This window comes from Deinococcus rubellus (assembly GCF_025244745.1).
In the GTDB taxonomy this organism is placed as follows: Bacteria; Deinococcota; Deinococci; order Deinococcales; family Deinococcaceae; genus Deinococcus; species Deinococcus rubellus.
The window spans coordinates 2,866,971-2,892,126 of sequence record NZ_CP104213.1 but is presented as its reverse complement, the minus strand read 5'-3'; the positions used below and the strand labels follow the sequence as shown (position 1 = coordinate 2,892,126).

The window sequence follows — 25,156 nt, the reverse complement described above, 5'->3', positions numbered from 1 at the left end:
CGTGAGTGCTGTCACCTCAGGAGTCTGGTGAGAATGCCGCCGTCCGTGACAGGCGAGGGTTTCGGGATAAGATACCGGGCGATGGTGAGCGAGCGAGTGGGGCCGACATGGGGACGGGTGATGCTCAAACCGCTCCTCGATATGAACAACGCCGAGTGGCGCACCCTCTACAGCTATTTTCGGGACCGCGAACTGGCCGACTGGAACGGCGCGCAACCGATCCGGCTGCCGGAGTGGCTGTTTCGCAAGGTGATGCAGGACGAGGAGCGCAGCGGCGAGCGCCACGGCTTCGGCATCATGAATGAAGAACTGCACCTGATCGGCAGCATCGAACTCTACGACCTGCGCCCCTCACCGCCCGCCCGCCCGACGACGGCCACCCTCGGCGTCATGATCGGTGAGCGGCGGCTGTGGGGCGAGGGCTACGGGCGCGAGGCGGTGCAGGCCACCTTGCAGTGGGCTTTTCAGGTGTGCGACCCGGCGCTGAGGCGCGTTCGCCTGACCACCTTCTCGCACAACCGCCGTGCCCAGCGGGCCTTTGCCGCTTCGGGCTTTCGTGAAGTGAGCCGCAGTGAGCGCCCTGGCCGCACAGACGTGCATATGGAAGTGACCTCGGAGGACTGGCATGCGCGTACTGATTCCTGATCTGCCTGAATTTCGCGACATCAAGATACCGGGCATCGAACCGGCCTATTACCGCGCTGACCACCTGCCGGACGGCGACTTCGTGGGGGTGGTGGCCTGGGGCCTGCCCAGAGCGCTGCGCTCGCGGGTGCTGGCCCGCCCCGGCCTGAAGTGGGTACTGACCCTCACCGCCGGAATCGACGGCTGGCCCGACGTGCTGCCGCCGGGCACGGCCCTCTACAACGCCCACGAACTGCACGACGCGGCGGTGGCCCAGCACGCGGCGGCGACGCTGCTGGCGGCCGGGCGCGGGCTGATCCGCTTTGCCCAGGCCCGGCACTGGGAGCGCCGCACCGCTGAGAGCAGACCGCTGTGGACCTTGAAAGGCAGGCAGGTGGTGGTGTGGGGGTACGGCCATATCGGGCGCGAGCTGGACCGCCTGTTGGCCCCCTTCGGCGCGCACCTGACCGGGCTGCGCTCCCACTCCACGCCGCAGGAAATTGGGGCCGCACTCAAGGAGGCTGACGATCTGGTGCTGTTGCTGCCGCTGACTGGGGCCACCCGGCAGATCGTGGACCATGACGTGTTGCAGCAGCTCAAGCCCGGCGCGTGGCTCTACAACCTGGGGCGCGGCGAACTGGTCGATCCAGCGGCACTGCTGGCGGCCCTCGACAGCAACCACCTGGGCGGCGCGGTGCTCGACGTGACCGACCCGGAGCCGCTGCCAGACGGCGATCCGCTGTGGGGCCGCCCAAATGTGCTGATCACGCCGCACATCGCCAGCACCACCGACGACATGTCGCAGCGGGCCGCCGATTACGCCGCCGGGGTGCTGGCCCAGCTTGCGCGCGGCGAGGAGCCGCAGAATAAAGTCGAGCTGGGGAAGGGCTACTAGCGTGGGGTACTGGGCCGGAACGCCCGCGTGATCGTGGCCATCGGGCATGATCTGGTGGAAGTGGAGCGCATCCGGGGCTTACTGACGCGCGAAGGCCACCGCCTCGGCAAGCTGTTCACCGAGACCGAACTCGATTATTGCCAGTCACTCGCCGACCCGGTGCCGAGTTTCGCCGCCCGCTTCGCTGCCAAGGAAGCCTTCCAGAAGGTCTGGCCGCGCCCGCACGGCTGGCGCGACGTGTGGGTGGAGCGCCCCCGCACGCCCGGCGGTCCCTTTCCCTACGCACCGCCGCTGCTGGGCTTTGCGCCGGGCATCGCTTCTGAGATGCAGCGCCTCGGCTGGGTGGCCCACCTGACCCTGACCCACACCCGGGAGCACGCCTCAGCCGTGGTGCTGCTGGAAGCCCGCTGATGTTCCGACTGGTTGCCACCGATCTGGACGGCACGCTGCTGAGTAGCGCGGGCGAGGTCAGTGGGCGCAGCCGCACTGCGCTTTTGGGCGTGCAGGCGGCGGGCGGCGTGGTGGTGCTGATCACCGGGCGGCCCTCGCGGACGGTGTTGCCGCTGGCGGGCGAACTCGGCCTGAGTGGTCACGTCATTTGCAGCAACGGCGCGGCCATCCACCGCCTCTCCGACGGCGGCGTGGAGGTGCTCTGGGCGTTGTCGCCCGAAGTCTTGCGCCGCGCCGTGCCGGTGCTGCGCGCCGCCTGTCCCGACCTCGGCCTGGCACTGGAATGGGGAACAGACATGCAGGCCGAAGTCGCCTACCGCGCCGCGCCGGACAGTGTGGGCGACGTGCTGGACGTGCTGGACGACGGTCCTCCGGTGCTGAAGGTGATCGCCTGCTCGGCCACCCTGTCCCCCCTGGAACTCTGCGACCTGATCAATGACCGCTGCGGCCAGGATGTACACGCCTCCACCAGCGGTGCACCCTTCGCTGAGATCGCGGCGCGGGGCGTGCATAAAAGTGCGGCGCTCTCGCGGCTGTGTGCTGCGCTGGGCATTCAGGCCACCGAGGTGATTGCCTTTGGGGACGCGCCCAACGATCTGCCGCTGCTGGCCTGGGCCGGGCGCGGGGTGGCCGTCGCCAATGCCGACGCCGAGGTCAAGGCGCTGGCGCAAGAGCTGACCCTCAGCAATGACCAGGACGGCGTGGCGGCGGTGCTGGAGCGCTTGCTGGCGGCAGGAGAATTCAGCGCCGGGTCAGGCGGCTGATCACCTCCACGTGGCTGGTCTGGGGGTAGAAATCGTGCGGCACGACCTCGCCGAGTTGCCAGCCCCGGTTCACCAGATCACCCACGTCGCGCGCCCAGGTGGCCGGATCGCACGACACATACACCAGCGTCCGGGCGGCGTTGGCGTCGATGGCGTGGCGGGCTTCCGGGCTCAGCCCCGCGCGTGGAGGATCGACCACGATCACGTCGGCGTCGGGAAGTGAGTCGCCGGGAGCGAAGTCGGCGTCAGTGCGGCGAAACACCACGTTACGCTCACCGCTGCGCTGCACGTCGCGCTGACCGCGCTTGAGGGCCTCGGTAGCGGTATCGAGCACCACCACCTGAGTGAATGTGCGCGCCAGGTGGCGGCCAATCGCGCCGCTGCCGCCGTAGAGGTCGGTGGCCCGCTCGCCGCTGCCAGCCAGTTGCGCCGCCAGCCGGTAGGCCAGCCCCGCCGCCTCGGGGTTGACCTGCGCGAAGCCGGAGGCCGACAGACCCACCCGCACGTCGCCGAGCTGCTCCAGGGTGACGCCCTCCCCGGCGATCAGCTTGACGCCCGCCGAGAAGCGCCGCCCCGCTGGTTGGGTGGCCGGGCTGGCCAGCGACACCCCGACCACGCCCGCGTCGAGCAGACGGTCTGAGGCCCGCAGGTACTGGCGCGGCTCGCCGGGGCCGATCAGGGTGACGACCACCTCACCGCTCAGGCGGCTGCCCCGGAAGGCGATTTCCTGGGCCGGGTCGAGGAACTGGGGATCGAGCCGCGCCATGACCGCCTGCACCGCGTCCATGATCAGCGGGTCGGGGCCGCTGAGCCGCCAGATGCCTGGCCCGCTGCGCTCGCGGTAGGCCAGGCCGCTGGGAGTGATCAGGTACTGCGCGCCGTTGCGGTAGCCCCACTGCCGGGGACTCGCCACCGTCTCGGCCACCGGATGTTCCAGCTTGGCGATGCGCGCCAGAGCCTCCTCGACGAGTTCGCGCTTGATGCGGAGCTGGGCCGGGTAGCTGGCGTGGGCCAGGTCAGCGGTGGGCAACCCGGGGGCCTCGACCCGGTCAGGGCTGGGCTTCAGCACCCGAATGAGGCGGCCCTGGCGCACTCCCCGCGCTGTCCTGACCTGGGCCTCGACCTGCTCGCCGCCCAGCGCGCCGCGCACCAGCACCACGCCGCCCGCGTGCCGGGCCAGGCCCAGGCCGCCCGCCACGACCTTCTCGACATCGAGAATGAGGACTTCGGGGGTGGGCGGGGTGCGGCGCGGGGCTGGCCCGGCTGAGGGAGTGGGTGGAGTCTGGTGGCTAAGCTGATGGCGGCTGGGGTGACGCTTCATGGCGGTTCAGGCTAGCGTAAGCGGGCGCGGGTGAATGGCGGGTGGGGACATTCGGGCGCTTCTCTCAGCCCCCGGTCAGCTCGCCAGAGCTAAAATGAAGCATGAGCCGCACTGCATTTCTGCTTTCCCTGGCGTCGGTCAGTTTGCTGGCAGCCTGCGCGCCAACGATTACCGACACGGCGGGTCGCCTCGTCAATACCGTCAGCGGTCAGGAAGGCCGGGTGGTGTTCCTGGGCGGCTTCCAGACCAGGGCCGCCGTTCCCGGCACGCCCGACAATGTGACGGTGCAACTCGGCCAGGATTTTTACAGCGGCCAGTACAGCGTGATCGGTAACGATGGCCCGGTGAATCTGCGTTTTGGCCTGAGCGGCGGCTTCAGTTCCGGCGACGGCTTTTTCCGTCATGGTTACGACGCGGGCCTGCGAGCGCCTGCCATCCGCAACGTGGCCCGGCCAGGCAACCTGATCGTCAAGACCCTCAAGCTCGATACTGCGGCCGTCAAAACGCTCATCTGCACCTTCCAGGCCGATTCCAGCGGGCACGGCGTGGGCGATTGCCGGGGGAGCAACGGCGCGACCTACGCCCTGCAGTTCTGATGTGCTGCGGAGCTGTCGAAACGGAGCCTCACTGAGCGGCAGTATTAATGGGCTGAAAGCTTCATATTACGTCTCTTCCGAGAGTCAGTTAAATCTGACTTCATCCAATGTGAGAGAAGAGCCGCCGCGCCGCGATTTTCATTTGAGCGGCGCTTTATCTTGTGAGCCAGTCTGATCCTCGTCTAACAACGGAGATTTATAACCCTCTGAATGACTGCCGCGCGAAACATTCGGCGCGGTCATCTGCGAGGGGGAGCATATGAAGGACGATCACAGGAAGCAGCACGGGGCCCAGCCCAGCAAAGCCCAACCCAGCGACAAGTTGCCGACCATTCAGGAGGCCACCCAGCCGTCCGGCACCCGTTTGACCGACAACCTCGGCCACGCCATCAGCGACGACCAGAACTCGCTCAGGGCGGGTGTGCGCGGCCCCAGCTTGCTGGAAGACTTTCTGCTGCGCGAGAAGATCAGCCACTTCGACCACGAGCGCATCCCCGAACGGGTGGTCCACGCGCGCGGCGCGGGGGCCCACGGCACCTTCAGGGTCTATGACAACTCGCTTTCCGAATTTACGGTGGCGAAGGTGCTGACCGATCCCAGCCGTGAGACGCCGGTGTTCGTGCGCTTTTCCACAGTGGCCGGGTCGCGCGGCTCGGCCGACACCGCCCGCGACGTGCACGGTTTTGCGGTCAAGTTTTATACCCAGGAAGGCAACTGGGACCTGGTGGGCAACAACATTCCGCCGTTTTTCATTCAGGACGCCATCAAGTTTCCCGACCTGATCCATGCTGTCAAGCCCGAGCCGCACCGCGAGATTCCGCAGGCGGCCAGTGCCCACGACACCTTTTACGATTTCGTGTCGTTGACGCCCGAAACGCTCCACACGCTGATGTGGGTAATGAGCGACCGGGGCATTCCGCGCTCGTTTGCCAACATGGAGGGTTTTGGCGTTCACACCTTCCGGCTCGTCAACGCCGAGGGCCAGTCGCACTTCGTCAAGTTCCACTGGAAGCCGCTGGCGGGCATTCACTCGCTGGTCTGGGACGAGGCGCAGGAACTGGCTGGGCGCGACGCTGACTTTCACCGCCGCAACATGTGGGACAGTATCGAGATGGGGCAGCCGCTGGAGTGGGAACTCGGCTTGCAGATTTTCAGTGAGGCCCAGGCCGCCCAGTTCGACTTCGATGTGCTCGACGCCACCAAGCTGGTTCCCGAAAATCTGGTGCCGGTCAAGCGGGTCGGCAAGATGACGCTGGACCGCAACCCCGACAACTACTTCTCCGAGACTGAGCAGGTCGCCTTCATGCCCACCAATCTGGTGCCGGGAATGGATTTCAGTGACGACCCCCTCTTGCAGGGTCGGCTGTTCTCGTACCTCGACACCCAGATCAGCCGCCTGGGTACGCCCAACTGGACCGAGCTGCCGATCAACCGCCCGCTCGCGCCGGTCTCGAATCATCAGCGCGACGGCCAGATGCGCCGGGCCGTCAATCCGGGCCGGGTCGCCTACGAACCCAACTCGCTGGGCGGTGGGCAACCGGCTGAAGTTCCGGCGGCCCAGGGCGGCTTCGTCACTTATCCGGAAGCGCTCACGGGCGTCAAGATTCGTCAGCGGGCCGAGAGCTTCGCCGACCACTACGGGCAGGCCCAACTGTTCTGGAATTCGATGTCGTCTGTCGAGAAGATGCACATCGTGAGGGCACAGCAGTTCGAGCTGGGCAAGGTCGAGACCCGCGAGATCCGGGTGAAGATGATCGGGCACCTGCGGCGCATCAACGCGGTGCTGGGCGATCAGGTGGCCGCCGGGCTGGGCGAGCTGGAGCTGGCCGGGCCGCTGCCCACCGACGCTGAGCTGACCAAGCTGCTCGCCGGGGCGACTTCCCAGACCACCGCTTCGGGCGGCGTGCAGCAGGACGCGGCCCTGGGCATGGTGGAACACAACACCGCGCCGCCCTCCATCAAGGGCCGTAAGGTGGCGATTCTGGCCGCTGACGGCGTGAAGGCCGCCGACATTGAGGCCATGAAAGCGGTGCTGAAGGCCCAGGGCGCGGTGGCCGAGGTGGTCGGCCCACACCTGGGAAGCCTGAAAGGAGAGGGAGGGGCGGTCGCGGTGGACAAGACCGTGTTGACTACACCCTCCGCCGTGTACGACGCGGTGTACCTGCCAGGCGGCGCGGCCAGCCTCAAGGTGCTGGGTGGCATGGGTGACGCCGTGCGCTTCGTGGCTCAGGCGTACAAGCACGGCAAGCCGGTGGCGGCCAGTCCTGACGCGGCGGCGCTACTCCAGCGGGCGGGCCTGCCGACCAGCGCCGAGCAGGGTGTCTTCGAGCTGTCCGGGGCGTCCACCGACGGGTTCCTGGCCGGGCTGGCCCAGCACCGCTTCTGGAACCGTTCCGGCGACCTTATTCCTGCTTAAGTGGGTCCTCGCTCGCTCCGCTCGGTAAAGCTTTAGCTTTACCAGGAAAGACCTGGAGGGTTCCTGCCTGAATCCAAAAGTCAGCGCTTACCCGTCTTTTCAAATAAAAGGCCCGGCCAGCAAGTCTGGTCGGGCCTTTCGTTGGCGTCTGCTGAACCGCTTCCAGCTCTAGCGATTTCGGGCTTAGAGGCTGTTTGAAGCCTACGGGATAGCAAATTCGCTAAGCTGCCCTGATGGATCGTCCGCTTTATCCCAGCGACCTCACAGATGCCCAGTGGAAACTCATTGAACCACTTTTGCCGCCGATAGGCGAGAGCACCTTCTGTGAAACCGTTCCCAGACGGGAAATCGTCAACGGGATTCGGTACGTTCTGCGAGGCGGCGTCCAGTGGCGAATGATGCCCCACGATCTGCCCAAGTGGGAAACGGTGTACTACCACCACAATCTCTGGTCGAAAACAGGCGTGTGGAAGGCCATCAATGCAGCGTTGGTGAAGATCGAGCGTGAACGCAAAGGGCGGAAGGCTCAGCCTTCCGCCGCTGTCGGTGATTCCCAGAGCGTCAAGACGACGCAAAAAAAGGGGATCGCGGCTGGGACGGCAACAAAAAGGTCAAAGGCCGCAAGCGCCACATCACGACGGATACGGACGGCAACCTGCTCGGTTGCCGCGTGACGACCGCGAACGTTGATGACCGTGAAGGTCTCAAGCTCGTCCTCAATACGTTCAAAGCGGACGCACCCTTCGTCAAAAAGCTCTACCTGGACGGAGGATACGGGGGTGGGCCTTTTAAAGCCTGGGCGAAAACCACCACTGGGATTGAGGTTGAAGTGGTTCGTCGCCCCGATGAGGGCATCACCCTCATCGGGGGCATCGCCCAGTTGCCCACCAACACACCGACTGAAGAGCAGTTTCGATTGGCTGCGGAGATGGCACGGCGAGGCGAGAAGGGGTTCAAGGTGGTTCGCAAACGCTGGGTGGTGGAGCGAACCTTTGCCTGGCTCCTCACCTTCAGACGACTGAAGGTGGATTACGAGGAGTGTATGCCAATCTCCGAGGGCTTCATTTATGCGGCTGGGAGCTGTATTTTACTGAATAGGTTGTGCGCTTGATGACGGGCGACGCACACGGTCATACCCCTAGAATCGGGCTTCAAACAGCCTCTTAGGGTCTGTCTGGCTAAGTTTGATAGAGTCGTCTGTCATGGGCAGAACAGATCTCACGCCGGAACAATGGGCAAAACTGGAGCCTGAATGGCCAGGTAACTCCCGGCACGGACATGCCTACAAGCCGCATCTGCCGGTCATCAATGGCATTCTCTGGCGGCTGAAGACGGGAGCACCGTGGCGGGACATCCCAGAACGGTATGGCCCCTGGGAAACGTGTTGGGATCGCTTCACCCGCTGGTCACGCGATGGCACCTGGAAACGCGTCCTCGTGGCCCTCCAGGTCAAGGAAGATGCTCAGGGAAAGATTGATTGGGACGGCGCGTCCCTGGATAGCACCAGTTGTAAAGCCCACCGCGCTGCGGTGGGCGCACGAAAACAGCCAGCTAAGCTGGAAAAAAGGGGCACTCAACGATGAGTGGCTCGGCATCAGCCGTGGAGGACGAAACAGCAAGATCCACGTGCTGACCGAGGGAAAACGCCGCCCGTTGGCCGTGCTGGTGTCGGAGGGTCAGGCCAGCGACCCGACCTACCTGCTTCCCCTCCTTGACGAGGTCTGCATCCGGCGGCCCGGTCCGGGCCGCCCTCGGAAGCGTCCGCCGATGGTGCGCGTAGATCGTGCGTACGGTGCACGGAAGTACCGTCAGCAACTGCGGAGCCGCAAGATCGTCTGTGTTTGTCCTGAACGCAAGGATGCCAAGAAAGCGCGGTTGAAGAAGGGCAGTCGTGGAGGTCGGCCCCTGAAATTCGACGCTGAAGCCGACAAGGGCCGCCAGGTGGTGGAATGCAACATCAATCGGCTCAAGGATTTTAGAGCACTCGCCACCCGCTACGAAAAACGTGGACATCAGTTTTTAGCCGTTGTACACGTTGCGTGCATTGTCCTCTGGCTCTGAAAACTCAGCCAGACAGACCCTAGTGAAAAGACTCAGTCAGCCGCTTGATGGTGGCCCGCAGGCTGGTGCTGGAGCGCGTGCCGGACGGCGCTGAGGCTGTCGCCGATTGATCTGCCGGTCCGGCCTGGAGGCGTGCGGCGAACTGGTGCCGGAGTACCAGGTGGCGCTGGGGTACGACCAGCCCGACGGCGCGCAGATCGCGCAGCATCAGCCGCACCTCGCGCTCGCTGTAGGGCAGATGCTGGGCCACGTCTGTGGCGCTCGCCCCGGCGCGCAGCAGCGGCTGAAGCTGTTGCCAGCAAGCGCTCAGCGTGTCCGGCACCCGGCGCGTCAGCGGCTCGGCGACGAATTTCTCATGGCCTGCCGGGAGCTGGTCTTCGGGAATCTGGGCGCTCTGGACCACCTTGTCCAGCAGTTCTCCCAGGTCCATGTCCAGCCACAGCGTCTCGGACGGCTGCACCTTGCGGTTGTCGAACTCGAAAGCGCTGATCGGCTGCGTGACCAGGTGGTAGATGACCTCGCGCACCCGCAACCGCTCCTGAATCTGAAAGCCGTCGGCGTAGAGGGCGCGTAGCATACCCGCTTCCAGGTAGAGTTCCAGCGTGCGGTCCTGGTAGGCCCCGTGCAGGAGCAAGACGCCGCTCTGGTGGCGGATGAACTTGAAGAGATCGATGAACGCGAATTGTTCAAGTTTGCCGAGCAGGGTCATGGGGTCTCCGGGGGGCAGCGCCAGATTGGTTGGGGTCGTGCGGCGCGGTCGGCCGGAACACGGAAGTCATCCGGAGTTCTGTGATCAAAAGCTTGAAGCGGACTGAACAATTGTTCAGAGTCTAACCATCCGCCAATGACAGAAATCTCACACCCTGACAGCGCTGTCACGGCGTCCCCATGAACTCAGGTTAACGGCGGCTCAGGCAGGCTTCTCCGTTTTTTCGCGCGAGTACGGCAGGTAGTGGCCCGGCGTGTCGCGGCTGCCGTCGAACAAAGGCGTGGTCAGGTAACGTGCCCCGGAGTCGCAGGCAATTGTGGCGATCCGTTTCCCCGGCCCCAGGCGGCGGGCGAGTTCCAGCGCTGCCCAGACGATGCCGCCGCTGGACATCCCTACGAACAGCCCTTCCTCGCGTGCCAGGCGGCGGGCCAGCGGGTAGGCGTCCTCCTCCCAGACCTGAATCACCTCGTCGATCAGCGAGCGGTCGAGGTTGCCCGGAATAAACCCCGGTCCCATGCCCTGAAAGCCATGCTCGCCGCGCTCGCCGCCCGACAAGACGTTGCTGCGGGCCGGTTCGACGGCGTAGATTTTGACATCGGGGTTCATTTTCCGCAGGTACCTGCCGACGCCGGTGATGGTGCCGCCGGTACCGGAGCCGTAGACGAAGGCGTCGATGCGGCCTTCCATCTGCTGCCACAGTTCCGGGCCGGTGGTGGCCTCGTGGACGGCAGGGTTGGCGGGGTTCTCGAACTGGTTGGGCATCCAGCCGCCGCGCTCTGCGGCGATCTTCTCGGCTTCTTCGATGGCAGCCAGCATCCGCCGTTTGGGGTCGGTCAGGACCAGTTCGGCTCCGTAGGCGGCCAGGGTACGTTTGCGCTCCTCGCTCATCGAGGCGGGCATGCACAAAATGAGGCGGTAACCGCGTGCCGCCGCCACCTGCGCCAGCCCGATACCGGTGTTGCCGCTGGTCGGCTCCACGATCAATCCGCCAGGTTTGAGCCAGCCGCGTGCCTCGGCGTCTTCAATCAGGCCCAGCGCGGTGCGGTCCTTGATACTGCCGCCGGGGTTCTGGCCTTCGAGTTTCACGAATACGTCACTCAAACCAGGTTCGGGAATACTTTGCAATTTGACGACGGGCGTGTGTCCTATCAGTGCGTCCACCATGCCCCCCACTCTACGGCGGTGCGGGTAAGGCAACTGGGCGACGGATTCCGCTGAGCATGCCAGCAGCGCTAGACTGCGCGCTATGAGTCATCTGTCACGCACGCTGCCGATCAAGCGTGCGGCCCACGTCTACCTGGTCAACGACAACCACCTTTTACTGGTCGCCGAACGCATGGATGACGGCAGCATCTTTTACGGTCTGCCCGGTGGCAAGGCGCACCCCGGCGAGAGCCTGTCCACCGCCGCTGTGCGCCAGGTGCGCTATGAGACGGGCCTGAGCGTGACCGACTTGCAGTTCGTCAGTTTGCTGGAAGGCGAGATGCTGACCGGCACCCGCAACGAGTGTTACGCCAACTTCGGGCGCTTCACGGCCAACTTTACCGGCGACCTGTCGCCTACCGACCCGGAAGTGGTGGGCACCCAGTGGGTGCCGTTTGGGCAGGTGCTGAGTCTGGTGAAATTCGGCCCGCCGCCGGAAGTCGAGGAGCGCAACCCGCTGATCTGGATTCCCACCCGCGATTTCCTGAACGGTGAGGCCCGGACGTACTACCCGATCTGAAGCCCGCGCCGGATGGTCGTCCTGACGTGTGCCGCGCCGCAAGGGCCAACCGGCGTTCAGGTGTCGTCATTGGCACTGGGCTGATTGAGAGGTGAACATTGAGAAAGGCGCTTCGACCGGATTCGTTGACCGAAAGTCCCTAGCCCCAATCCGCTTTTGCGGCGGCACAGGGGCTTTTTTGCGTTCAGGCGTCAGGTTGAATGGCCGGGCCGCCTTGCACCTTCTCGTCCCAGGTAATGACCACCTTGCCGGTTTTGCCGGTGTCGAAGAGTTCATAAGCGTCCTGGGCCTGGGCCAGACTGAAGTGGTGCGTTACGGTGGTTTCGGGATGGAGTTGCCAGCGCTCCAGCAGTTCCACCAAGCGCATCATCTCGCCGAGGCTGCACACCCACGAGCCGTGCAGGGTCAGTTGCTTGTGAATCAGCAGCGGGCTGGGCGCGAACGAAGCGGTGCCGCCCTCGCCCACGAAGACCACCCGGCCCCACTCGCGGGCAGCTTCCAGGCACAGGTGGCGGGCGGCCTCGGCCCCGGAGCAGTCAATCGCCACCTCGAAGCCGTGACCGCCGCTGAGGTCCAGCAGTTCGTCCAGTGCCGTCTCCGAGGGTGAGACGAGGTCGGTGAAGCCCAGCGAGTGGGCCAGTTCGCGCCGCTCTGGAACACTCTCGACGCCCACCACCTGTGCGCCCATCGCGCGGGCCAGCAGGGCGGTGCCCAGGCCCACCGGTCCCAGGCCCGTCACCAGCACCCGGTCGCAGCCCGACACGGCAGCGCGCAGGCAGGCCGAATACGCAGTGCCAAAGCCGCAGGCCACGATTGCGCCGTCCACGTAGCTCAGTGCGTTGGGCAGCTTCACCAGATTGGCGGCGTCTGCAAGCATGTAAGGCGCGTGCCCACCGTCGCGCTGCCAGCCGTAGGCCCGCCGCCGAACCGGGTCGCTGCACGAGATCATGTAGCCCCGGCGGCACTCGAGGCACACCCCGCAGCCGCCGATGTGGTAGACCACCACCCGGTCACCGACCTTGAACACCGGCACATCTGGCCCAGCCGCCTCGATGATCCCGCACGGCTCGTGTCCGGCGATGACGCCCCGGTACGCCTCGGGGCCGTGTCCCTGGTCGCTGGGGCGGTAGATGGCCCGCAGATCGCTGCCGCACAGGCTCGACGCCTTCATCTTGATCAGTACCTGCTGGCCCGTCGGCACGGGAATGTCGTACTCGCGCCACTCCAGGCCCCGGTTGCCAGGCAGCACGACGCCCTTCATCTTGCCGCTGAGGGAATGGGTTTCTTGGGTCATTGGGACTCCTGATGGGGCCGCTGGCGGGCTGAGCGCCGGGGGCCAGGGGAGAGGGCGGTGCGGAAGGGGGACGGACTTGAAAGCTGCCCTCAGCCTACACGCCCGCTGCCGGGTTGATCTGGAGATCACGCGAGCGGCGACTGTAATCTGCCCATCATCTGCCCCCGACCTGTCTGACAGGTGCGCCGCGTCTGCGCTAGAGTGAGGGCGCTTAAAATCCCTCAACCGCTTTCCGCGCTCACGCTCGTCAGGAGGACTCTTCAGGTGGCCCCATTTCTTTCCAAACGCGATCTGCAATTTCAGCTCTATGAGGTGCTCGACACCGCTTCTCTGCCCAGCCGCCCGCGCTTCGCCGAGCATTCCCGCGAAGTCTACGACGATGTGCTGACGCTCGCCTACAACGTGGCCGACAAGTATTTTGCCAACCACGCCCGCGAGGCCGACCTCAACGAGCCTCACATCGTGGACGGCAAAGTGCAGCTCGTGCCCGGTGTGCAGGCGGCAGTCAACGCCTTCCGGGACGCCGGTTTCTTCAGCGCCCACCATGACGAGGCGCTGGGTGGTCTGCAACTGCCCTGGGTGGTGCTTCAGGCGGTACAGGCCCACTTTCAGGCGGCCAATGTGGGCAGCAGCGGTTACGCTTTTCTGACCATCGGCAACGCCAATTTGCAGCGCGAGTTCGCTTCCGGGGTGCAGCAAGCCAAATACATGATGCCGATGCTGGAAGGCCGCTGGTTCGGGACGATGGCCCTCAGCGAGCCGCATGCCGGAAGCGGGCTGGCCGACATCACGACTTCCGCCACGCCCAGAGATGACGGCCAGTACAATATCTCCGGCAGCAAGATGTGGATTTCCGGCGGTGAGCACGAACTCTCGGAGAACATCGTTCATCTGGTGCTGGCCCGCATCAAGGGCGCTCCGGCAGGCGTCAAGGGAATTAGTCTGTTTATCGTGCCGCGCTACCGGGTCGGCGAGGACGGCAGCGTGGGCGAACCAAACAATGTCGTGCTGGCGGGCCTCAATCACAAAATGGGCTACCGGGGCACCACCAATACGCTGCTCAACTTCGGCGAGGGCGGCGAGACGGTGGGCGAACTGGTGGGCGAGGTGGGGCGCGGGCTGGCCTACATGTTCCGGATGATGAACGAGGCCCGCATCGGCGTGGGCATGGGCGCGGTGATGCTGGGTTACGCGGGCTACCTCGCCAGCCTGGAGTATGCCCGTGACCGTAAGCAGGGCCGCCACGCCAGCAACAAAGACCCGCTCAGCGGCATGGTGTCCATCATCGAGCACGCCGACGTGAAGCGGTTGCTGCTGCGCCAGAAGTCAATCGTGGAGGGCGGGTTGGCGCTGGGGCTATACGCCTCGGCCATCGTGGACGACATTCAGACCGGGCCGGAAGACCAGAAAGCCGACAACGAACTCCTGCTCGATCTGCTGACCCCGCTGGTCAAATCGTGGCCCAGCAAGTACAGCCAGGAAGCCCTCTCCGACGCGATTCAGGTTATGGGCGGTGCAGGTTATACCCGCGATTATCCGGTGGAGATGTACTACCGCGACAACCGTCTCAACCCCATCCACGAGGGCACCGAGGGCATTCAGGGCAATGACCTGCTGGGCCGCAAGCTCTCGCAGGCGGGTGGGCGCGGCTGGCAGGTGCTGCTGGACAAAATGAAAGCTGACCTCACCGCATCTGAAGGTCTGGACGGGCTTCGCGCCGCGCTGCGAACCGCCATTGATGAATGCCAGAGCGCTTTCCAGACGATTCTCGGCAAAGCGCCCCAGCTCGGCCCGGACGTGTTTCTGGCAAACGCCAACAGCGCCCTGGAAATTCTCGGCCACACGGTCATCGGCTGGATGTGGCTGCGGCAGGCGGCGGCGGCGGCCAGGGCCTTGCCGGGGGCCAGGGGCGACGACGCTGACTTTTACCGTGGCAAAATCCAGGCTGCCCACTTCTTCGCTGTCTATGAGTTGCCCAAGGTGAAGTGGCAGGCCGACTTGTTGGCGAGCGCCGACACCACCACCCACGACATGCAGGGGGCGTGGTTCTGATGAAATTTATCCAAGTTGCTGGCCGAAACACTGCCTACACCGAAGTTGCTCCACCTTTCCCCCGCGCCACCGTCCTCTTTCTGGCGTGGTTGGGCGGCTCGCGCCTCGGCTGGCAAAATGTGGTGGACGAGACCGGAAAGGACTACCGGGCCCTGGCCCCCGATCACCGCGACACCGGCGATTCTTCGGTCTTCGAGGACGCCTACAGCCTGAGCGATCTGGCCGATGACGCGGCCGGGTTTTTGCGGGCGCTCGACACTGGCCCCGCCTTCGTGGTGGGCCTCAGCATGGGCGGGATGGTGGCTCAGTACCTGGCCCTGCGTCACCCGGAGCTGGTGCGCGGTCTGGTGCTGGTGTCCACCACGCCCGGCGGCGCAGCCAGCACCCCGGCCACCGAACGCGGGCGCAACGCCCTGTTTTTGTCTACTGAAATAGAAGCGGGCGAACGGGCGCGGCAGGCCCTCGCGCTGATGGCCGCTGACGGTTTCCAGGAGCGCGACCCCGCCGCCTTTGATGTGGCCGAGCAGAATGCCCGCACCCATCCGCAGAGCGCCGACAGCTACAAGCGCCAGTTTCGGGCCATCCGCTCGCACGACACCACCGCTGACCTCGATCAGATCAAGGTGCCGACGCTGATTCTGCACGGCGAAACCGATGATCTGATTCCGCTACACAACGCCCAGCGCCTCACTGACAGGGTTCCTGGCGCACAGCTCAAGGCCTACCCGCAGACCGGCCACATGCCGCAGCTTGAGCGGCGCGCCGAGTTTCTGGCTGACCTGCGCGGTTTCCTGGAAGCGAACGCATGAAGTCACTGCTGCTCCTGGGATTGCTGGGATTCGGCGTTGCCTCAGCGCAAGCTCTGACGCTGGACGAAGGATTCTCACTGCCGTCCAAACGGCTGCAATGCCAGTTCGCCCCCGACGGCCCCGCCTTCACGTTGCGCTGCGACGTGCTGGGGCCGACGTTCAAAGCGCCGCGTCAGCCCGCCGACTGCCCACTGGCCTGGGGCGATTCGCTGGGCCTGGACGACAACGGCAAGCCCTACTTCACCTGTCACGGCGACACCGTCATGGACCCGGTGCGGCCTGTGCTGGCCTACGGTCAAATCTGGCAGCGCGGCGGCATCAACTGCGCGTCCAGCACGGCGGGCGTGCGCTGCTCCAACCGCGACGGCCACGGCTTCGAGCTGGCCCGCACCCGTTACCGATTGTTTTAGTTTCGTTCAAAGGAGAACCCCTATGCCCCTCAAATCTCTGTTCGACCTCAGAGGCTGTTTGAAGCCCGATTCTAGGGGTATGACCGTGTGCGTCGCCCGTCATCAAGCGCACAACCTATTCAGTAAAATACAGCTCCCAGCCGCATAAATGAAGCCCTCGGAGATTGGCATACACTCCTCGTAATCCACCTTCAGTCGTCTGAAGGTGAGGAGCCAGGCAAAGGTTCGCTCCACCACCCAGCGTTTGCGAACCACCTTGAACCCCTTCTCGCCTCGCCGTGCCATCTCCGCAGCCAATCGAAACTGCTCTTCAGTCGGTGTGTTGGTGGGCAACTGGGCGATGCCCCCGATGAGGGTGATGCCCTCATCGGGGCGACGAACCACTTCAACCTCAATCCCAGTGGTGGTTTTCGCCCAGGCTTTAAAAGGCCCACCCCCGTATCCTCCGTCCAGGTAGAGCTTTTTGACGAAGGGTGCGTCCGCTTTGAACGTATTGAGGACGAGCTTGAGACCTTCACGGTCATCAACGTTCGCGGTCGTCACGCGGCAACCGAGCAGGTTGCCGTCCGTATCCGTCGTGATGTGGCGCTTGCGGCCTTTGACCTTTTTGTTGCCGTCCCAGCCGCGATCCCCTTTTTTTGCGTCGTCTTGACGCTCTGGGAATCACCGACAGCGGCGGAAGGCTGAGCCTTCCGCCCTTTGCGTTCACGCTCGATCTTCACCAACGCTGCATTGATGGCCTTCCACACGCCTGTTTTCGACCAGAGATTGTGGTGGTAGTACACCGTTTCCCACTTGGGCAGATCGTGGGGCATCATTCGCCACTGGACGCCGCCTCGCAGAACGTACCGAATCCCGTTGACGATTTCCCGTCTGGGAACGGTTTCACAGAAGGTGCTCTCGCCTATCGGCGGCAAAAGTGGTTCAATGAGTTTCCACTGGGCATCTGTGAGGTCGCTGGGATAAAGCGGACGATCCATCAGGGCAGCTTAGCGAATTTGCTATCCCGTAGGCTTCAAACAGCCTCTCAGCGGCAAAGTCGCCCTCATCACTGGAGGCTCGCGCGGTCTGGGCCTGCAAATCGCTGAGGCGCTGGGCGAGTACGGTGCGAAGGTGGTGCTGACCGCCCGCAAGCAAAACGAACTCGATGAGGCCAAGGCCCACCTGGAGGCGCTGGGCGTCGAGACCATGATCATCCGTAACGACCTGACCGAGTACGACACGGTGGAGCCGATGGTGCAGCAGATTGTGGACGCCTGGGGTCAGATTGACATTCTGGTGAACAACGCCGGAACCACCTGGGGTGCAAAGACCGAGGATCACCCGCTGGAAGCGTGGCAAAAAGTTATCAATCTCAACCTCAATGGGCTGTTTCTGGTGACGCAGGCAGTGGGCAAGCTGTCCATGCTGCCTCGCAAGTCCGGGCGCATCGTCAACGTGGCCTCGGTGGCAGGACTTCAGGGCAACGGCATGGGCATGATTCCCACACTGGCCTACAACACGTCCAAGGGCGGCGTCGTCAACCTGACCCGCACGCTGGCTGCCGAGTGGGCACCGCACGGCATCACGGTCAACAGCATCTGCCCCGGCTACTTTCCCACCAAGATGACAAAAGGCACCCTCGACTACGGCATGGAGCGGATTCTGGCGGCCACCCCGCTGCACCGCATCGGCAACGACCAGGACCTCAAGGGGCTGGCCCTGCTGCTGAGCAGCGACGCCTCGGCCTTCATGACCGGCCAGAATATCGCTGTAGACGGTGGAGCAATGCTGATATGAGTGGGCTGAGATGAGCGCCGAAGCGAGGTTGCCCGGCCAGCTTCAGGATCTGATCGGCCAGCAGATCGCCCTCTCCGGGTGGGTGCCGATCACCCAGGAGCGCGTGAACGCTTTTGCCGACGCCACCGGAGACCACCAGTTCATTCACATTGACCCTCAAAAGGCCGCCCAGACACCCTTTGGCGGCCCGATTGCCCACGGTTTTCTGACCTTGTCCCTGCTGGCAGGCGAGTTCGCCAACAGCGGGGGCAGCCTGCCACTGAACGGCGCGAAGATGGTCGTCAATTACGGCCTCAACCGGGTGCGTTTCATCGCTCCGGTGCGGGTCGGCAGCCGCCTGCGCAGCCGGGGCGTGTTGCAGTCGGTCGAACAGGGCGCGGGCTACTGGCAACTGACCATCCTCAACACCATCGAAATTGAGGGGCAGGACAAACCGGCCATGACGGCGGAAACGGTGTCGCGGGTGTACGTGTAGGACTGAAAGTGGCGCTCAGTCCAGACCCAGGGCCAGCAATTCGCTCCGCACCTGGGCGGCGTCGCCGGGCCTGCTCGCCGGGTCGGGGTCGAGCAGGCGGCGGCACAGCCTGCCCAGCGGCCCGGCACTGAAATGGGGGTGGGGACCGTCGGGCAGCGCCCCGCACAGGCCCCAGTAGAGCAGCACGCCCATGCTGTAGAGATCGCTCTGCGGTCCCAGCGACTCGCCGCGCTGGGCTTCGGGCGACTGAAAGGCTGCCGTGCCGATGCGCAGCGGCGCGTCGAACTGTTCATAGAGCGGCCCCGAGAGGTCGTAGTCGAGAAGTTGCGCCTCGCCGCTGGGCTGCACCAGGATGTTGTCGGCCTTGACGTCGCGGTGCAGCCAGCCGCCCGAGTGCATGGCTGCCAGGGCTTCGAGTACGTCGCTGAGGGTTCGCAGGTAGGCCTGGTGCTCGTGGGTCAGGGCCGGGCGGGCACGGTAGCGCCTGAACAGCTCGCTTCCCCGGCTGAAGCGCAGGACCACGGCAGACTGGCCTGCGACCTCGCCCAGTGCCACCACCTCGGCCAGATGCGGCGCGCGCACCTTCATGCGCGCCTCGCGCTCGGCGTGGGCCGAGAGTCCGGCAGTAAACAGCTTGACGGTGTAGGCCCGGCCGTCGTCGCCCACCGCCAGATACACCCGGCTCGACGCCCCCTGCCCCAGCGGGCGCAGCAAGGTGTAATGTCCGGCCACTCGGGTCCCTGCAAGCGACATTCTTCACCTTACCCTGCTGCTTCTGACAGAGAACATTCCAGCCCGTACAATCTGATTGGCCGGTCAGTTTACCTGTAGTTGTCGGTATGCCCCAGCGAGTAGCGCCCCGGCTGCGGAAAATAGGTCAGGCCGTGCGGTCCCTTGCCCACCTTGATGATCTTGAGAACTTTGCCACTCCGGGTATCGAACACGTACACCACGTCACTGTAGCGTCCCGAGAGCCAGAGTTGCTTGCCGTCCGGCGAGACGCTGCCCATGTCGGGACTGCCGCCGCCGGGAATCTTCCACTTGGCGATCAATTTCCGGGTGGCAAAGTCCAGCACGCTGACGCTGCCCTCGCCCCGGTTGGAGATAAACAGCCGGGTGGCGTCGCGGCTGGGATACAGCCCATGCGCCCCTTTGCCAGTGGCGATGAAGCCGAGCTTTTTCGGCACCGGGCCGCTGGCGTCGATCAGGTACACCCCGTTGGCCATCATGTCGGCCACGTAGTACACCTGGCCGTCGGGCGAGAGCTTCACGTCCTGGGGCATGCCGCCGATGTGCAGTGACCCCATCACCTTGCGTCCGGCAAAATCGATGTGCAGCAGGTCGCCGCTGAATTCGCAGGCCGCCAGCACCGATTGCCCGCTGGGGCTGAAATCCATGTGGTTGATGCCCTTGCACGGCACCTTGAGGCTGAACTGCGGTTTGATGGTGTGTGGATCGACGAAATCCAGCTTCTGCTCGTTCTCGGCCACCACCACCGCGTGCCGACCGTCGGGCGTGAAATACAGGTTGTACGGATCGAGCGTGGGTACCGCCTGGCCGGGCCGACTGGTCGCCGGGTCAATCGGCGTCAACGACTGCCGCCCCTGGTCACTGGCGACCCACAGGCGCTTGAGGTCATGTGACGGGACGACGTGCTGCGGCTCCTTGTCCACCTTGAAGGTCCACAGCACCTTGAAGGTGTGCGGGTCGATCACGCTGACGGTGTTGTCCTTGCCGTTGGGCACGTACACCCGCGTCAGCGCGCCCTTCACGGCGGGGCTGAACATCCCGGCCCTGGCGTGGGCGTAGATGTTGAGCGGCCCGGTTGGTCTGGGCGCAGTCGGCTTTGGTGTGGGGCGTTTGGCAGTGGTGCTGGCCGGAGGCTTCGCGCTGGAGGTCGCCAGACTGCCGGGCAATCCCCCGATCAGCAGTCCCCCGGCCAGCAACAGGGCAGCCGCCCTCACTTGAGCGGCCAACTCAGGTGGGCCTTGGTTTCCAGCAGCTTGTGGCGCTTGATGGCGGCATGAACCTGCTGCAAGGGCGCTCCGGCAGGCAGGTTCAGCGAGGCTGTGTCGATGGCGTAGAAGTCAATGTAGATGTCGTGCTGGCCTCGGCTGCAAATCGCGCTGTAGCCTGCCTGCCCCGCCTCGTTGGTGGCCGCCTTGCCGCCCGCCACGTTGAGCTGGGCAGCGGGCATGGGCGTCAGGCTCTTGGTGCTCAGCGGCAGATCGAACACCAGCCACCTGCCGCTGAGCGCCCTGGGCATCTGGTCCCAGAAGATGGCGGCGTAGCGCTTGGTACCGCTGGGCGGTGTGCCGGAAAAGGTCAGGGTCGGGGTCGTCTTCGCGCCGCACTTGAGGGCCGGGTCGGTGCTGGACAGGGCAACACTGAGCGGCGCGGCCAGCGCGGGTGCGGCGCTGAGGAGGGCGGTGGCAACCAGGGTCAGGAGCTTCATCTGACGCGAGTGTAGCGTCGGCGGATAAAATAAAGCAGGGGCAGGGGAGTGGCAGACCCCCGTGCGTCTTTCAGCCTGCCCCCTCGCCCACTGAAAGCGTGTGGGCATGACCCAGATTCAGCTTGAGTGTCAGCGCGTCACCGACCTTGCCGCTGCCCGCGCTCTGCGCCAGGACAGTGATTTTCTGTCCCGCTTCACTCAGCCTGCCCAGTGACGTGGCTCCGCGCCAGCAGCTCAGCCGCAATCAGGACAGCTTCCTGGGCTGGCCGGAGGTGCCTGCCAGAACCATAGATAGGGTTTCATAGGGCTGCTGTCAAGTCCCGCATTGGCGTTGGGCCAGCACCGACGCGGGGAAGAAGAAACCCGTCATCGTACGGCTGTCCGGATCGTATGACCGCCAATCCGATACACAGCAGTTTGCGCCCCAGGGCGATCAAAGCCACTTTGGCGGGCTTCCCCGAATCCCTCATCCCGCGGTAATACGTCCGTAAGCGGCTATGCGATTTTGATGCGCCCAGGGCGGAAAGATATGCAATCCGCCGCAGTCTGGCATTCCCTGTTTTGGAAATCCTACCTCGACCCTGACGTGCGCCCGACTGCTGCGGCGCTGGAGCCATTCCTGCTGCCGCTGAAATTTCCTTCCCGGTCGTCAACCGGGCAAAGCCCTCTGTTTCCGCGATGACCGTGATGGCCGAGATCAACGCGAATCCAGGAACACTCCGCAGCAACTTCAGTTGCTGCGTCAGATGAACATCCTGCTGGACAAGCGCTTTCAAGGCTGCTTCAATTTCATTGACCTGGCGCTGGAGCAGTTCCAGGCGCCCCTGAGACAGAGAAAGAGCCACTGGCGAGGCGTGCTCCGCATCTCTCAAAGCGATCAGGTGGTTGTTCTCCTGAGTCCGTCGGGCCAGCACCGTCTCCCGTTCTCGCGTCAATTGTTTGAGCTCGATCATGACCTGAGCCGGGGGCGTCCAAGTTGTTGGCCGCATCACGAGGCCGTACCGCGCGATGATTTCAGCATCCATGGCGTCGGTCTTGCCACGGCGCAAGACCGACCGGGCAAAATATTTGATCTGAGCAGGGTTGACCACGCTCACCTGGAAACCGACACGGTGAAAATGATGCGCTGAACGCTCCCAGTACACGTTGGTCGCTTCCATGACCACCTGTACTCTGTCTCCTTTGGCTTGCTTCTCCACCCAAGTCGCCAGCTGCGCCAATCCGGCAGCTGTATTGGCGACTGGACCTCGACGGCCGAGGATAGCGGGTGGTGACGTTGATCCATTCTGCAGACAGGCAAACAGCTCACGTTTTCCAACATCAATTCCGAGAACCAACATGACGTACCTCCTGGGCGATATCGTCAGGCGCAGCTTTCTCAGCACTCTTCTTGTGGTCCAGGCCTGGTGCCTCGGATAGGGTTCAGTGTCAAGAGAAAGGCCCCAGGTCGGCCAGATCTAGGATTCGGTCTTGGGTGGACCTGAAAAAAGCACTGGCTTGGTGACCTGGGTTGGACCTGACGCTCCGTATTGTGCCGGAGCTGGCCCAATACACAAGAAAAAAGCGGCCCCCACCCACAGGCGGAGACCGATCGAGTCAAACTGAGTTTTACGCCGTCGCCAGGTCCTTTTCCACGCCGAACATGCCCAAATCCACGTCCAGCGACTCGCCGCCTGCCTTGATGGTGGCCGAGAGCATCTTGGTTTCGGGGAACAGCTTGTCGAAGTAGAAGCGGGCGGTCTGGAGCTTGGCCTTGTAGAAGCCGTCCTTGTCCTGGCCCGCCTTCACGGCGTCGAGCGCGACCTTGGCCATCTTGACCCACAGGAACGCGTAGGTCACGTGGCCCACGTAGCGCAGGTAATCGACGGCGGCGGCGTTGGCCTCGTCGGGGTTTTGCATGGCTTTCTGTCCCACCACCATCGTCAGGGTAGCGAGCTGCCCGGCGGCCTTGCCGAGCTGATCGGCGTAGCCCTGCAACTCATCGTCGTCCGCCACTTCACTGACGAGCGCCTCGACCTGCGCGGCCAACCGCTGCAACTTCTTGCCGCCGTCCATCAGCACCTTGCGGCCCAGCAGATCGAGCGCCTGGATGCTGTTGGTGCCCTCGTAAATCATGCCGATGCGGGCGTCGCGTACGAACTGCTCCATGCCCCACTCGCGGATGTAGCCGTGCCCACCGAAGACCTGCTGGCTCTGCACCGCGATGTTGAAACCGTTGTCGGTCATGAAGGCCTTGGCGACAGGCGTCAGCAGCGCGACCAGATCGGCGGCCTCGTTGCGTTTGGCCTCGTCGGGGTGGTGGTGCTCAGTGTCGAGGCTGAGTGCCAACCACAGCGCCAGGGCGCGGCCCGCTTCCGAGTAGGCCCGGCCCGTCAGCAGCATCCGGCGCACGTCGGGGTAGCTGATGATCGGGTCGGCCTTCTCGCTCGGCATGGTGCGCGGCTCGTGGCGCATCTGGAGGCGGTCTTTGGCGTAGGCCACCGCGTTCTGGTAAGCCACCTCACCCAGGCCCAGCCCCTGCATGCCGGTGCCGAGGCGGGCGGCGTTCATCATGGTGAACATGTTGTTCATGCCCTTGTTGATCTGGCCCACCAGATAACCCGCCGCGCCGTCGAAGTTGAGCAGGGCGGTGGCGTTGCCGTGAATGCCCATCTTGTGCTCCAGCGAGCCGCAGACCACGCCGTTGCGCGCGCCCAGACTGCCGTCGGCATTCACCAGGAACTTGGGCACCAGAAACAGCGAGATCCCCTTGGTGCCTTCCGGGCTGCCTTCCAGTCGGGCCAATACCAGATGGACGATGTTGTCGGTGAAATCGTGCTCGCCGGCAGAGATGAAGATCTTGGTGCCGCTGATGGCGTAGCTGCCGTCACCATTGTCGGTGGCCTTGGTGCGGATGATGCCGAGGTCGGTTCCGGCGTGCGGCTCGGTCAGGCACATGGTGCCGGTCCACTCGCCCGACACGATCTTGGGCAGGTAAATGGCCTGAAGCTCGTCGCTGCCGTGCGCGACCAGCGCGCTGTAGGCTCCGTGGGACAAGCCGGGGTACATGCTCCATGCCGTGTTGGCCGAGATGTTCATTTCGGAGGTGGCGATGTTGACCACGTGCGGCATACCCTGACCGCCCCACTTCGGGTCGGCGTCCAGCCCGGTCCAGCCCGCCTGCCGGAATTTGGTGTAGGCGGCCTTGAATCCGGTGGGCGTCTTGACGTTGCCGTCGGCGTCGCGCACGCAGCCTTCCTGATCGCCCACCGCATTGAGCGGCACGAGTTCGTTCTCGGCGAAGCGGGCGGCCTCCTCCATCACCTGATCCATCAGGTCGCTGTCGGCGGTGTCGTTGTCGGCGTAGTAGGGCATCTGCTTGAGGGCGTCGGCGGCCCCCAGCACCTCGTGCATCACGAAGCGAAGGTCGCGGAGCGGCGCTTTGTAGCTGGGCATGGGTAAATCCTCCTGGGCTGAGTGGGGCGGAAGCTGAACGGGGAAGAGAACGGGGCGAATTGTGGCGTGGTTGCTTGTACTCAGTCTAAAACTTTTCCGGGCAGATTGCTAGCAGCTTTTTCCTTAAGTGCGCCCTTAATTCCTTCTCTCCAGCTTCGGCGACTACATGGTAAATCCGGCGGGGTTTTGCCGCGTCCGGCCCGAGCCAGCTCTCCAGCCGTCGCAGCCCGGTGGGTGACCAGACTGCGCCAGGGCTGCTTCCACCACTTCGGCGGGTCAGCGATCTGGCCAGGCACAATTCTTCGCTGGCGTTCTGGTTGGCTGATCGCCTGACCGCCAGGATTCCTACCGCCGCCGCCCAGCAAAAAGCCTTCGCGCTCAGGGGCAGCGAAGGCTCGTGTGTAGGTGGCGCAGGCTTAGAGAAAAGGGCGTCATCCCCCGTCCTTCAGGGCGGGGATATAAGCCCTCGGCACCGCAGGTGCCGCAAAGCTAAAGCACCGCACGGGCTAGAAATCTAGTGGTTTATCTGCTACCATGTGCATATGGTCGGAGAGCGTTCAACACGACATGCACACTTCAATTTGAACTACCATCTGGTGTTCACGCCGAAATACCGCCGTCGTTCGTTCTTCGGCCCGTCCCGTGACCGCCTGATGGAGATTTTCACGGCTACCTGCGCTGAACGGGATTGGCTCATCCGGGGCATGGAGGTCATGCCGGACCACGTGCATGTGTTCGTGTCCTGCCCACCGAAATGGGCACCGTCCGACATCGCCAAGATTCTGAAGGGCGTCTCAGCTCGGCTTCTCCTTCAGGAGTTCCCCGAGGTGATTCAGCGGTACATCGAAGGGCAGCGCAAAGGGCAGGTGGAAGACGATGGGGTTTAAG

Annotated in this window: 27 protein-coding genes; 16 read left to right on the top strand and 11 right to left on the bottom strand. The window is 64.3% G+C overall.

Annotation, left to right across the window (positions count from 1 at the left end; genetic code table 11):
• Positions 1–81 precede the first annotated feature (81 nt).
• Genes N0D28_RS14780 through N0D28_RS14765 form a run of 4 tightly spaced genes read left to right on the top strand, consistent with a single transcriptional unit; the run spans position 82 to position 2,733 of the window.
• Positions 82–645, top strand: coding sequence for a GNAT family N-acetyltransferase (locus tag N0D28_RS14780; RefSeq protein WP_260560240.1), 564 nt, complete (start codon positions 82–84; stop codon positions 643–645).
• Positions 626–1,519 (top strand): NAD(P)-dependent oxidoreductase, encoded by an 894-nt coding sequence (locus tag N0D28_RS14775; protein WP_260560239.1) that lies wholly within the window; start codon positions 626–628, stop codon positions 1,517–1,519. Before N0D28_RS14780 ends, N0D28_RS14775 begins: the two co-directional genes overlap by 20 nt.
• Positions 1,520–1,546: 27 nt before the next feature.
• Positions 1,547–1,930, top strand: coding sequence for a 4'-phosphopantetheinyl transferase superfamily protein (locus tag N0D28_RS14770; RefSeq protein WP_260560238.1), 384 nt, complete (start codon positions 1,547–1,549; stop codon positions 1,928–1,930).
• Positions 1,930–2,733, top strand: a complete 804-nt coding sequence (locus N0D28_RS14765) for a Cof-type HAD-IIB family hydrolase (protein ID WP_260560237.1) — start codon at positions 1,930–1,932, stop codon at positions 2,731–2,733. Before N0D28_RS14770 ends, N0D28_RS14765 begins: the two co-directional genes overlap by 1 nt.
• On the opposite strand, the gene N0D28_RS14760 is transcribed toward N0D28_RS14765, so the two are convergent.
• The gene (locus N0D28_RS14760) at positions 2,711–4,054 is read right to left on the bottom strand and encodes a class I SAM-dependent RNA methyltransferase (RefSeq protein ID WP_260560236.1); all 1,344 of its coding nucleotides are present in this window, start codon (positions 4,052–4,054) and stop codon (positions 2,711–2,713) included. The two genes, N0D28_RS14765 and N0D28_RS14760, sit on opposite strands and share 23 nt — an antisense overlap.
• A gap of 101 nt (positions 4,055–4,155) precedes the next feature.
• On the opposite strand from N0D28_RS14760, the gene N0D28_RS14755 reads away from it, so the two are divergent.
• The 5 genes from N0D28_RS14755 to N0D28_RS14730 all read left to right on the top strand — a co-directional run bounded on the left by N0D28_RS14755 (position 4,156) and on the right by N0D28_RS14730 (position 9,127).
• Positions 4,156–4,650, top strand: coding sequence for a hypothetical protein (locus N0D28_RS14755; protein WP_260560235.1), 495 nt, complete (start codon positions 4,156–4,158; stop codon positions 4,648–4,650).
• Between the two features lie 259 nt (positions 4,651–4,909).
• Complete coding sequence (locus tag N0D28_RS14750; protein ID WP_260560234.1) at positions 4,910–7,066, top strand: catalase; 2,157 nt, start codon at positions 4,910–4,912, stop codon at positions 7,064–7,066.
• 233 nt (positions 7,067–7,299) lie between these two features.
• Complete coding sequence (locus N0D28_RS14745) at positions 7,300–7,740, top strand: IS5 family transposase (protein ID WP_260559548.1); 441 nt, start codon at positions 7,300–7,302, stop codon at positions 7,738–7,740.
• Positions 7,698–8,177 (top strand): transposase, encoded by a 480-nt coding sequence (locus tag N0D28_RS14740; protein ID WP_260561831.1) that lies wholly within the window; start codon positions 7,698–7,700, stop codon positions 8,175–8,177. Before N0D28_RS14745 ends, N0D28_RS14740 begins: the two co-directional genes overlap by 43 nt.
• Before the next feature lie 91 nt (positions 8,178–8,268).
• Positions 8,269–9,127, top strand: a protein-coding gene (locus tag N0D28_RS14730; RefSeq protein WP_376777635.1) for an IS5 family transposase whose coding sequence is annotated in 2 segments (ribosomal slippage) — positions 8,269–8,627 and positions 8,626–9,127 — 861 coding nt in all. Because the reading frame shifts where the segments join, the coding sequence is not laid out codon by codon here.
• A 19-nt stretch (positions 9,128–9,146) separates the two neighbouring features.
• Here the strand turns inward: N0D28_RS14730 and N0D28_RS14725 are convergent.
• Together N0D28_RS14725 and cysK are read right to left on the bottom strand one after the other, a co-directional pair.
• Positions 9,147–9,836, bottom strand: coding sequence for a DUF4388 domain-containing protein (locus N0D28_RS14725; protein ID WP_260560231.1), 690 nt, complete (start codon positions 9,834–9,836; stop codon positions 9,147–9,149).
• Positions 9,837–10,037: 201 nt separating this feature from the next.
• Positions 10,038–11,000 carry a cysteine synthase A gene (gene cysK, locus N0D28_RS14720; RefSeq protein ID WP_260560230.1) on the bottom strand — a complete coding sequence of 321 codons (963 nt, stop codon included), beginning with the start codon at positions 10,998–11,000 and terminating at the stop codon, positions 10,038–10,040.
• Between the two features lie 82 nt (positions 11,001–11,082).
• Here cysK and N0D28_RS14715 point away from each other — a divergent pair, with 82 nt between their 5' ends.
• Entirely contained in the window at positions 11,083–11,559 is a 477-nt protein-coding gene (locus tag N0D28_RS14715) for an NUDIX hydrolase (RefSeq protein WP_260560229.1), read from the top strand.
• 184 nt (positions 11,560–11,743) lie between these two features.
• On the opposite strand, the gene N0D28_RS14710 is transcribed toward N0D28_RS14715, so the two are convergent.
• A complete protein-coding gene (locus tag N0D28_RS14710) occupies positions 11,744–12,853 on the bottom strand; it encodes a zinc-dependent alcohol dehydrogenase family protein (RefSeq protein WP_260560228.1) in 1,110 nt (369 codons plus the stop codon).
• A 264-nt stretch (positions 12,854–13,117) separates the two neighbouring features.
• Here N0D28_RS14710 and N0D28_RS14705 point away from each other — a divergent pair, with 264 nt between their 5' ends.
• The 3 genes from N0D28_RS14705 to N0D28_RS14695 are packed head-to-tail and all read left to right on the top strand — an operon-like array spanning position 13,118 to position 16,124.
• Positions 13,118–14,905: an acyl-CoA dehydrogenase gene (locus tag N0D28_RS14705; RefSeq protein ID WP_260560227.1), complete on the top strand. Its 1,788-nt coding sequence runs from the start codon at positions 13,118–13,120 to the stop codon at positions 14,903–14,905.
• Positions 14,905–15,714, top strand: coding sequence for an alpha/beta hydrolase (locus N0D28_RS14700; RefSeq protein ID WP_260560226.1), 810 nt, complete (start codon positions 14,905–14,907; stop codon positions 15,712–15,714). The genes N0D28_RS14705 and N0D28_RS14700 overlap by 1 nt, the downstream gene beginning before the upstream one ends.
• On the top strand, positions 15,711–16,124 hold the full coding sequence (locus N0D28_RS14695) for a DUF6636 domain-containing protein (protein WP_260560225.1): 414 nt from the start codon (positions 15,711–15,713) through the stop codon (positions 16,122–16,124). The genes N0D28_RS14700 and N0D28_RS14695 overlap by 4 nt, the downstream gene beginning before the upstream one ends.
• A 102-nt stretch (positions 16,125–16,226) precedes the next feature.
• On the opposite strand, the gene N0D28_RS14690 is transcribed toward N0D28_RS14695, so the two are convergent.
• Together N0D28_RS14690 and N0D28_RS14685 are read right to left on the bottom strand one after the other, a co-directional pair.
• Positions 16,227–16,706 carry a transposase gene (locus N0D28_RS14690; RefSeq protein WP_260561831.1) on the bottom strand — a complete coding sequence of 160 codons (480 nt, stop codon included), beginning with the start codon at positions 16,704–16,706 and terminating at the stop codon, positions 16,227–16,229.
• Positions 16,664–17,104: an IS5 family transposase gene (locus N0D28_RS14685; RefSeq protein WP_260559548.1), complete on the bottom strand. Its 441-nt coding sequence runs from the start codon at positions 17,102–17,104 to the stop codon at positions 16,664–16,666. The genes N0D28_RS14690 and N0D28_RS14685 overlap by 43 nt, the downstream gene beginning before the upstream one ends.
• 16 nt (positions 17,105–17,120) lie before the next feature.
• Here N0D28_RS14685 and N0D28_RS14680 point away from each other — a divergent pair, with 16 nt between their 5' ends.
• Complete coding sequence (locus N0D28_RS14680) at positions 17,121–17,903, top strand: SDR family oxidoreductase (protein WP_260561927.1); 783 nt, start codon at positions 17,121–17,123, stop codon at positions 17,901–17,903.
• 10 nt (positions 17,904–17,913) lie between these two features.
• The gene (locus N0D28_RS14675) at positions 17,914–18,378 is read left to right on the top strand and encodes a MaoC family dehydratase (RefSeq protein WP_260560224.1); all 465 of its coding nucleotides are present in this window, start codon (positions 17,914–17,916) and stop codon (positions 18,376–18,378) included.
• 15 nt (positions 18,379–18,393) lie between these two features.
• On the opposite strand, the gene N0D28_RS14670 is transcribed toward N0D28_RS14675, so the two are convergent.
• The 5 genes from N0D28_RS14670 to N0D28_RS14650 all read right to left on the bottom strand — a co-directional run bounded on the left by N0D28_RS14670 (position 18,394) and on the right by N0D28_RS14650 (position 24,268).
• On the bottom strand, positions 18,394–19,110 hold the full coding sequence (locus N0D28_RS14670; RefSeq protein ID WP_260560223.1) for a serine/threonine-protein kinase: 717 nt from the start codon (positions 19,108–19,110) through the stop codon (positions 18,394–18,396).
• Between the two features lie 89 nt (positions 19,111–19,199).
• Complete coding sequence (locus N0D28_RS14665; RefSeq protein ID WP_260560222.1) at positions 19,200–20,342, bottom strand: YVTN family beta-propeller repeat protein; 1,143 nt, start codon at positions 20,340–20,342, stop codon at positions 19,200–19,202.
• Positions 20,339–20,833 carry a YbhB/YbcL family Raf kinase inhibitor-like protein gene (locus N0D28_RS14660; RefSeq protein WP_260560221.1) on the bottom strand — a complete coding sequence of 165 codons (495 nt, stop codon included), beginning with the start codon at positions 20,831–20,833 and terminating at the stop codon, positions 20,339–20,341. Before N0D28_RS14660 ends, N0D28_RS14665 begins: the two co-directional genes overlap by 4 nt.
• 299 nt (positions 20,834–21,132) lie before the next feature.
• Positions 21,133–22,173: an IS110 family RNA-guided transposase gene (locus tag N0D28_RS14655; protein ID WP_260560220.1), complete on the bottom strand. Its 1,041-nt coding sequence runs from the start codon at positions 22,171–22,173 to the stop codon at positions 21,133–21,135.
• Positions 22,174–22,441: 268 nt separating this feature from the next.
• Positions 22,442–24,268, bottom strand: coding sequence for an acyl-CoA dehydrogenase C-terminal domain-containing protein (locus N0D28_RS14650; RefSeq protein WP_260560219.1), 1,827 nt, complete (start codon positions 24,266–24,268; stop codon positions 22,442–22,444).
• Between the two features lie 536 nt (positions 24,269–24,804).
• Here N0D28_RS14650 and tnpA point away from each other — a divergent pair.
• Positions 24,805–25,155 carry an IS200/IS605 family transposase gene (gene tnpA, locus N0D28_RS14645; protein WP_425556239.1) on the top strand — a complete coding sequence of 117 codons (351 nt, stop codon included), beginning with the start codon at positions 24,805–24,807 and terminating at the stop codon, positions 25,153–25,155.
• Position 25,156: the final 1 nt, after the last annotated feature.

What these genes read in the sequence shown, in the direction of transcription:
- N0D28_RS14780 (WP_260560240.1), top strand. Translation starts at nt 82, where the DNA reads ATGGTGAGCGAGCGAGTGGGGCCGACATGGGGACGGGTGATGCTCAAA.
- N0D28_RS14775 (WP_260560239.1), top strand. Translation starts at nt 626, where the DNA reads ATGCGCGTACTGATTCCTGATCTGCCTGAATTTCGCGACATCAAGATA.
- N0D28_RS14765 (WP_260560237.1), top strand. Translation starts at nt 1,930, where the DNA reads ATGTTCCGACTGGTTGCCACCGATCTGGACGGCACGCTGCTGAGTAGC.
- N0D28_RS14760 (WP_260560236.1), bottom strand. Translation starts at nt 4,054, where the DNA reads ATGAAGCGTCACCCCAGCCGCCATCAGCTTAGCCACCAGACTCCACCC.
- N0D28_RS14755 (WP_260560235.1), top strand. Translation starts at nt 4,156, where the DNA reads ATGAGCCGCACTGCATTTCTGCTTTCCCTGGCGTCGGTCAGTTTGCTG.
- N0D28_RS14750 (WP_260560234.1), top strand. Translation starts at nt 4,910, where the DNA reads ATGAAGGACGATCACAGGAAGCAGCACGGGGCCCAGCCCAGCAAAGCC.
- N0D28_RS14745 (WP_260559548.1), top strand. Translation starts at nt 7,300, where the DNA reads ATGGATCGTCCGCTTTATCCCAGCGACCTCACAGATGCCCAGTGGAAA.
- N0D28_RS14725 (WP_260560231.1), bottom strand. Translation starts at nt 9,836, where the DNA reads ATGACCCTGCTCGGCAAACTTGAACAATTCGCGTTCATCGATCTCTTC.
- cysK (WP_260560230.1), bottom strand. Translation starts at nt 11,000, where the DNA reads ATGGTGGACGCACTGATAGGACACACGCCCGTCGTCAAATTGCAAAGT.
- N0D28_RS14715 (WP_260560229.1), top strand. Translation starts at nt 11,083, where the DNA reads ATGAGTCATCTGTCACGCACGCTGCCGATCAAGCGTGCGGCCCACGTC.
- N0D28_RS14710 (WP_260560228.1), bottom strand. Translation starts at nt 12,853, where the DNA reads ATGACCCAAGAAACCCATTCCCTCAGCGGCAAGATGAAGGGCGTCGTG.
- N0D28_RS14700 (WP_260560226.1), top strand. Translation starts at nt 14,905, where the DNA reads ATGAAATTTATCCAAGTTGCTGGCCGAAACACTGCCTACACCGAAGTT.
- N0D28_RS14695 (WP_260560225.1), top strand. Translation starts at nt 15,711, where the DNA reads ATGAAGTCACTGCTGCTCCTGGGATTGCTGGGATTCGGCGTTGCCTCA.
- N0D28_RS14685 (WP_260559548.1), bottom strand. Translation starts at nt 17,104, where the DNA reads ATGGATCGTCCGCTTTATCCCAGCGACCTCACAGATGCCCAGTGGAAA.
- N0D28_RS14675 (WP_260560224.1), top strand. Translation starts at nt 17,914, where the DNA reads ATGAGCGCCGAAGCGAGGTTGCCCGGCCAGCTTCAGGATCTGATCGGC.
- N0D28_RS14660 (WP_260560221.1), bottom strand. Translation starts at nt 20,833, where the DNA reads ATGAAGCTCCTGACCCTGGTTGCCACCGCCCTCCTCAGCGCCGCACCC.
- N0D28_RS14655 (WP_260560220.1), bottom strand. Translation starts at nt 22,173, where the DNA reads ATGTTGGTTCTCGGAATTGATGTTGGAAAACGTGAGCTGTTTGCCTGT.
- N0D28_RS14650 (WP_260560219.1), bottom strand. Translation starts at nt 24,268, where the DNA reads ATGCCCAGCTACAAAGCGCCGCTCCGCGACCTTCGCTTCGTGATGCAC.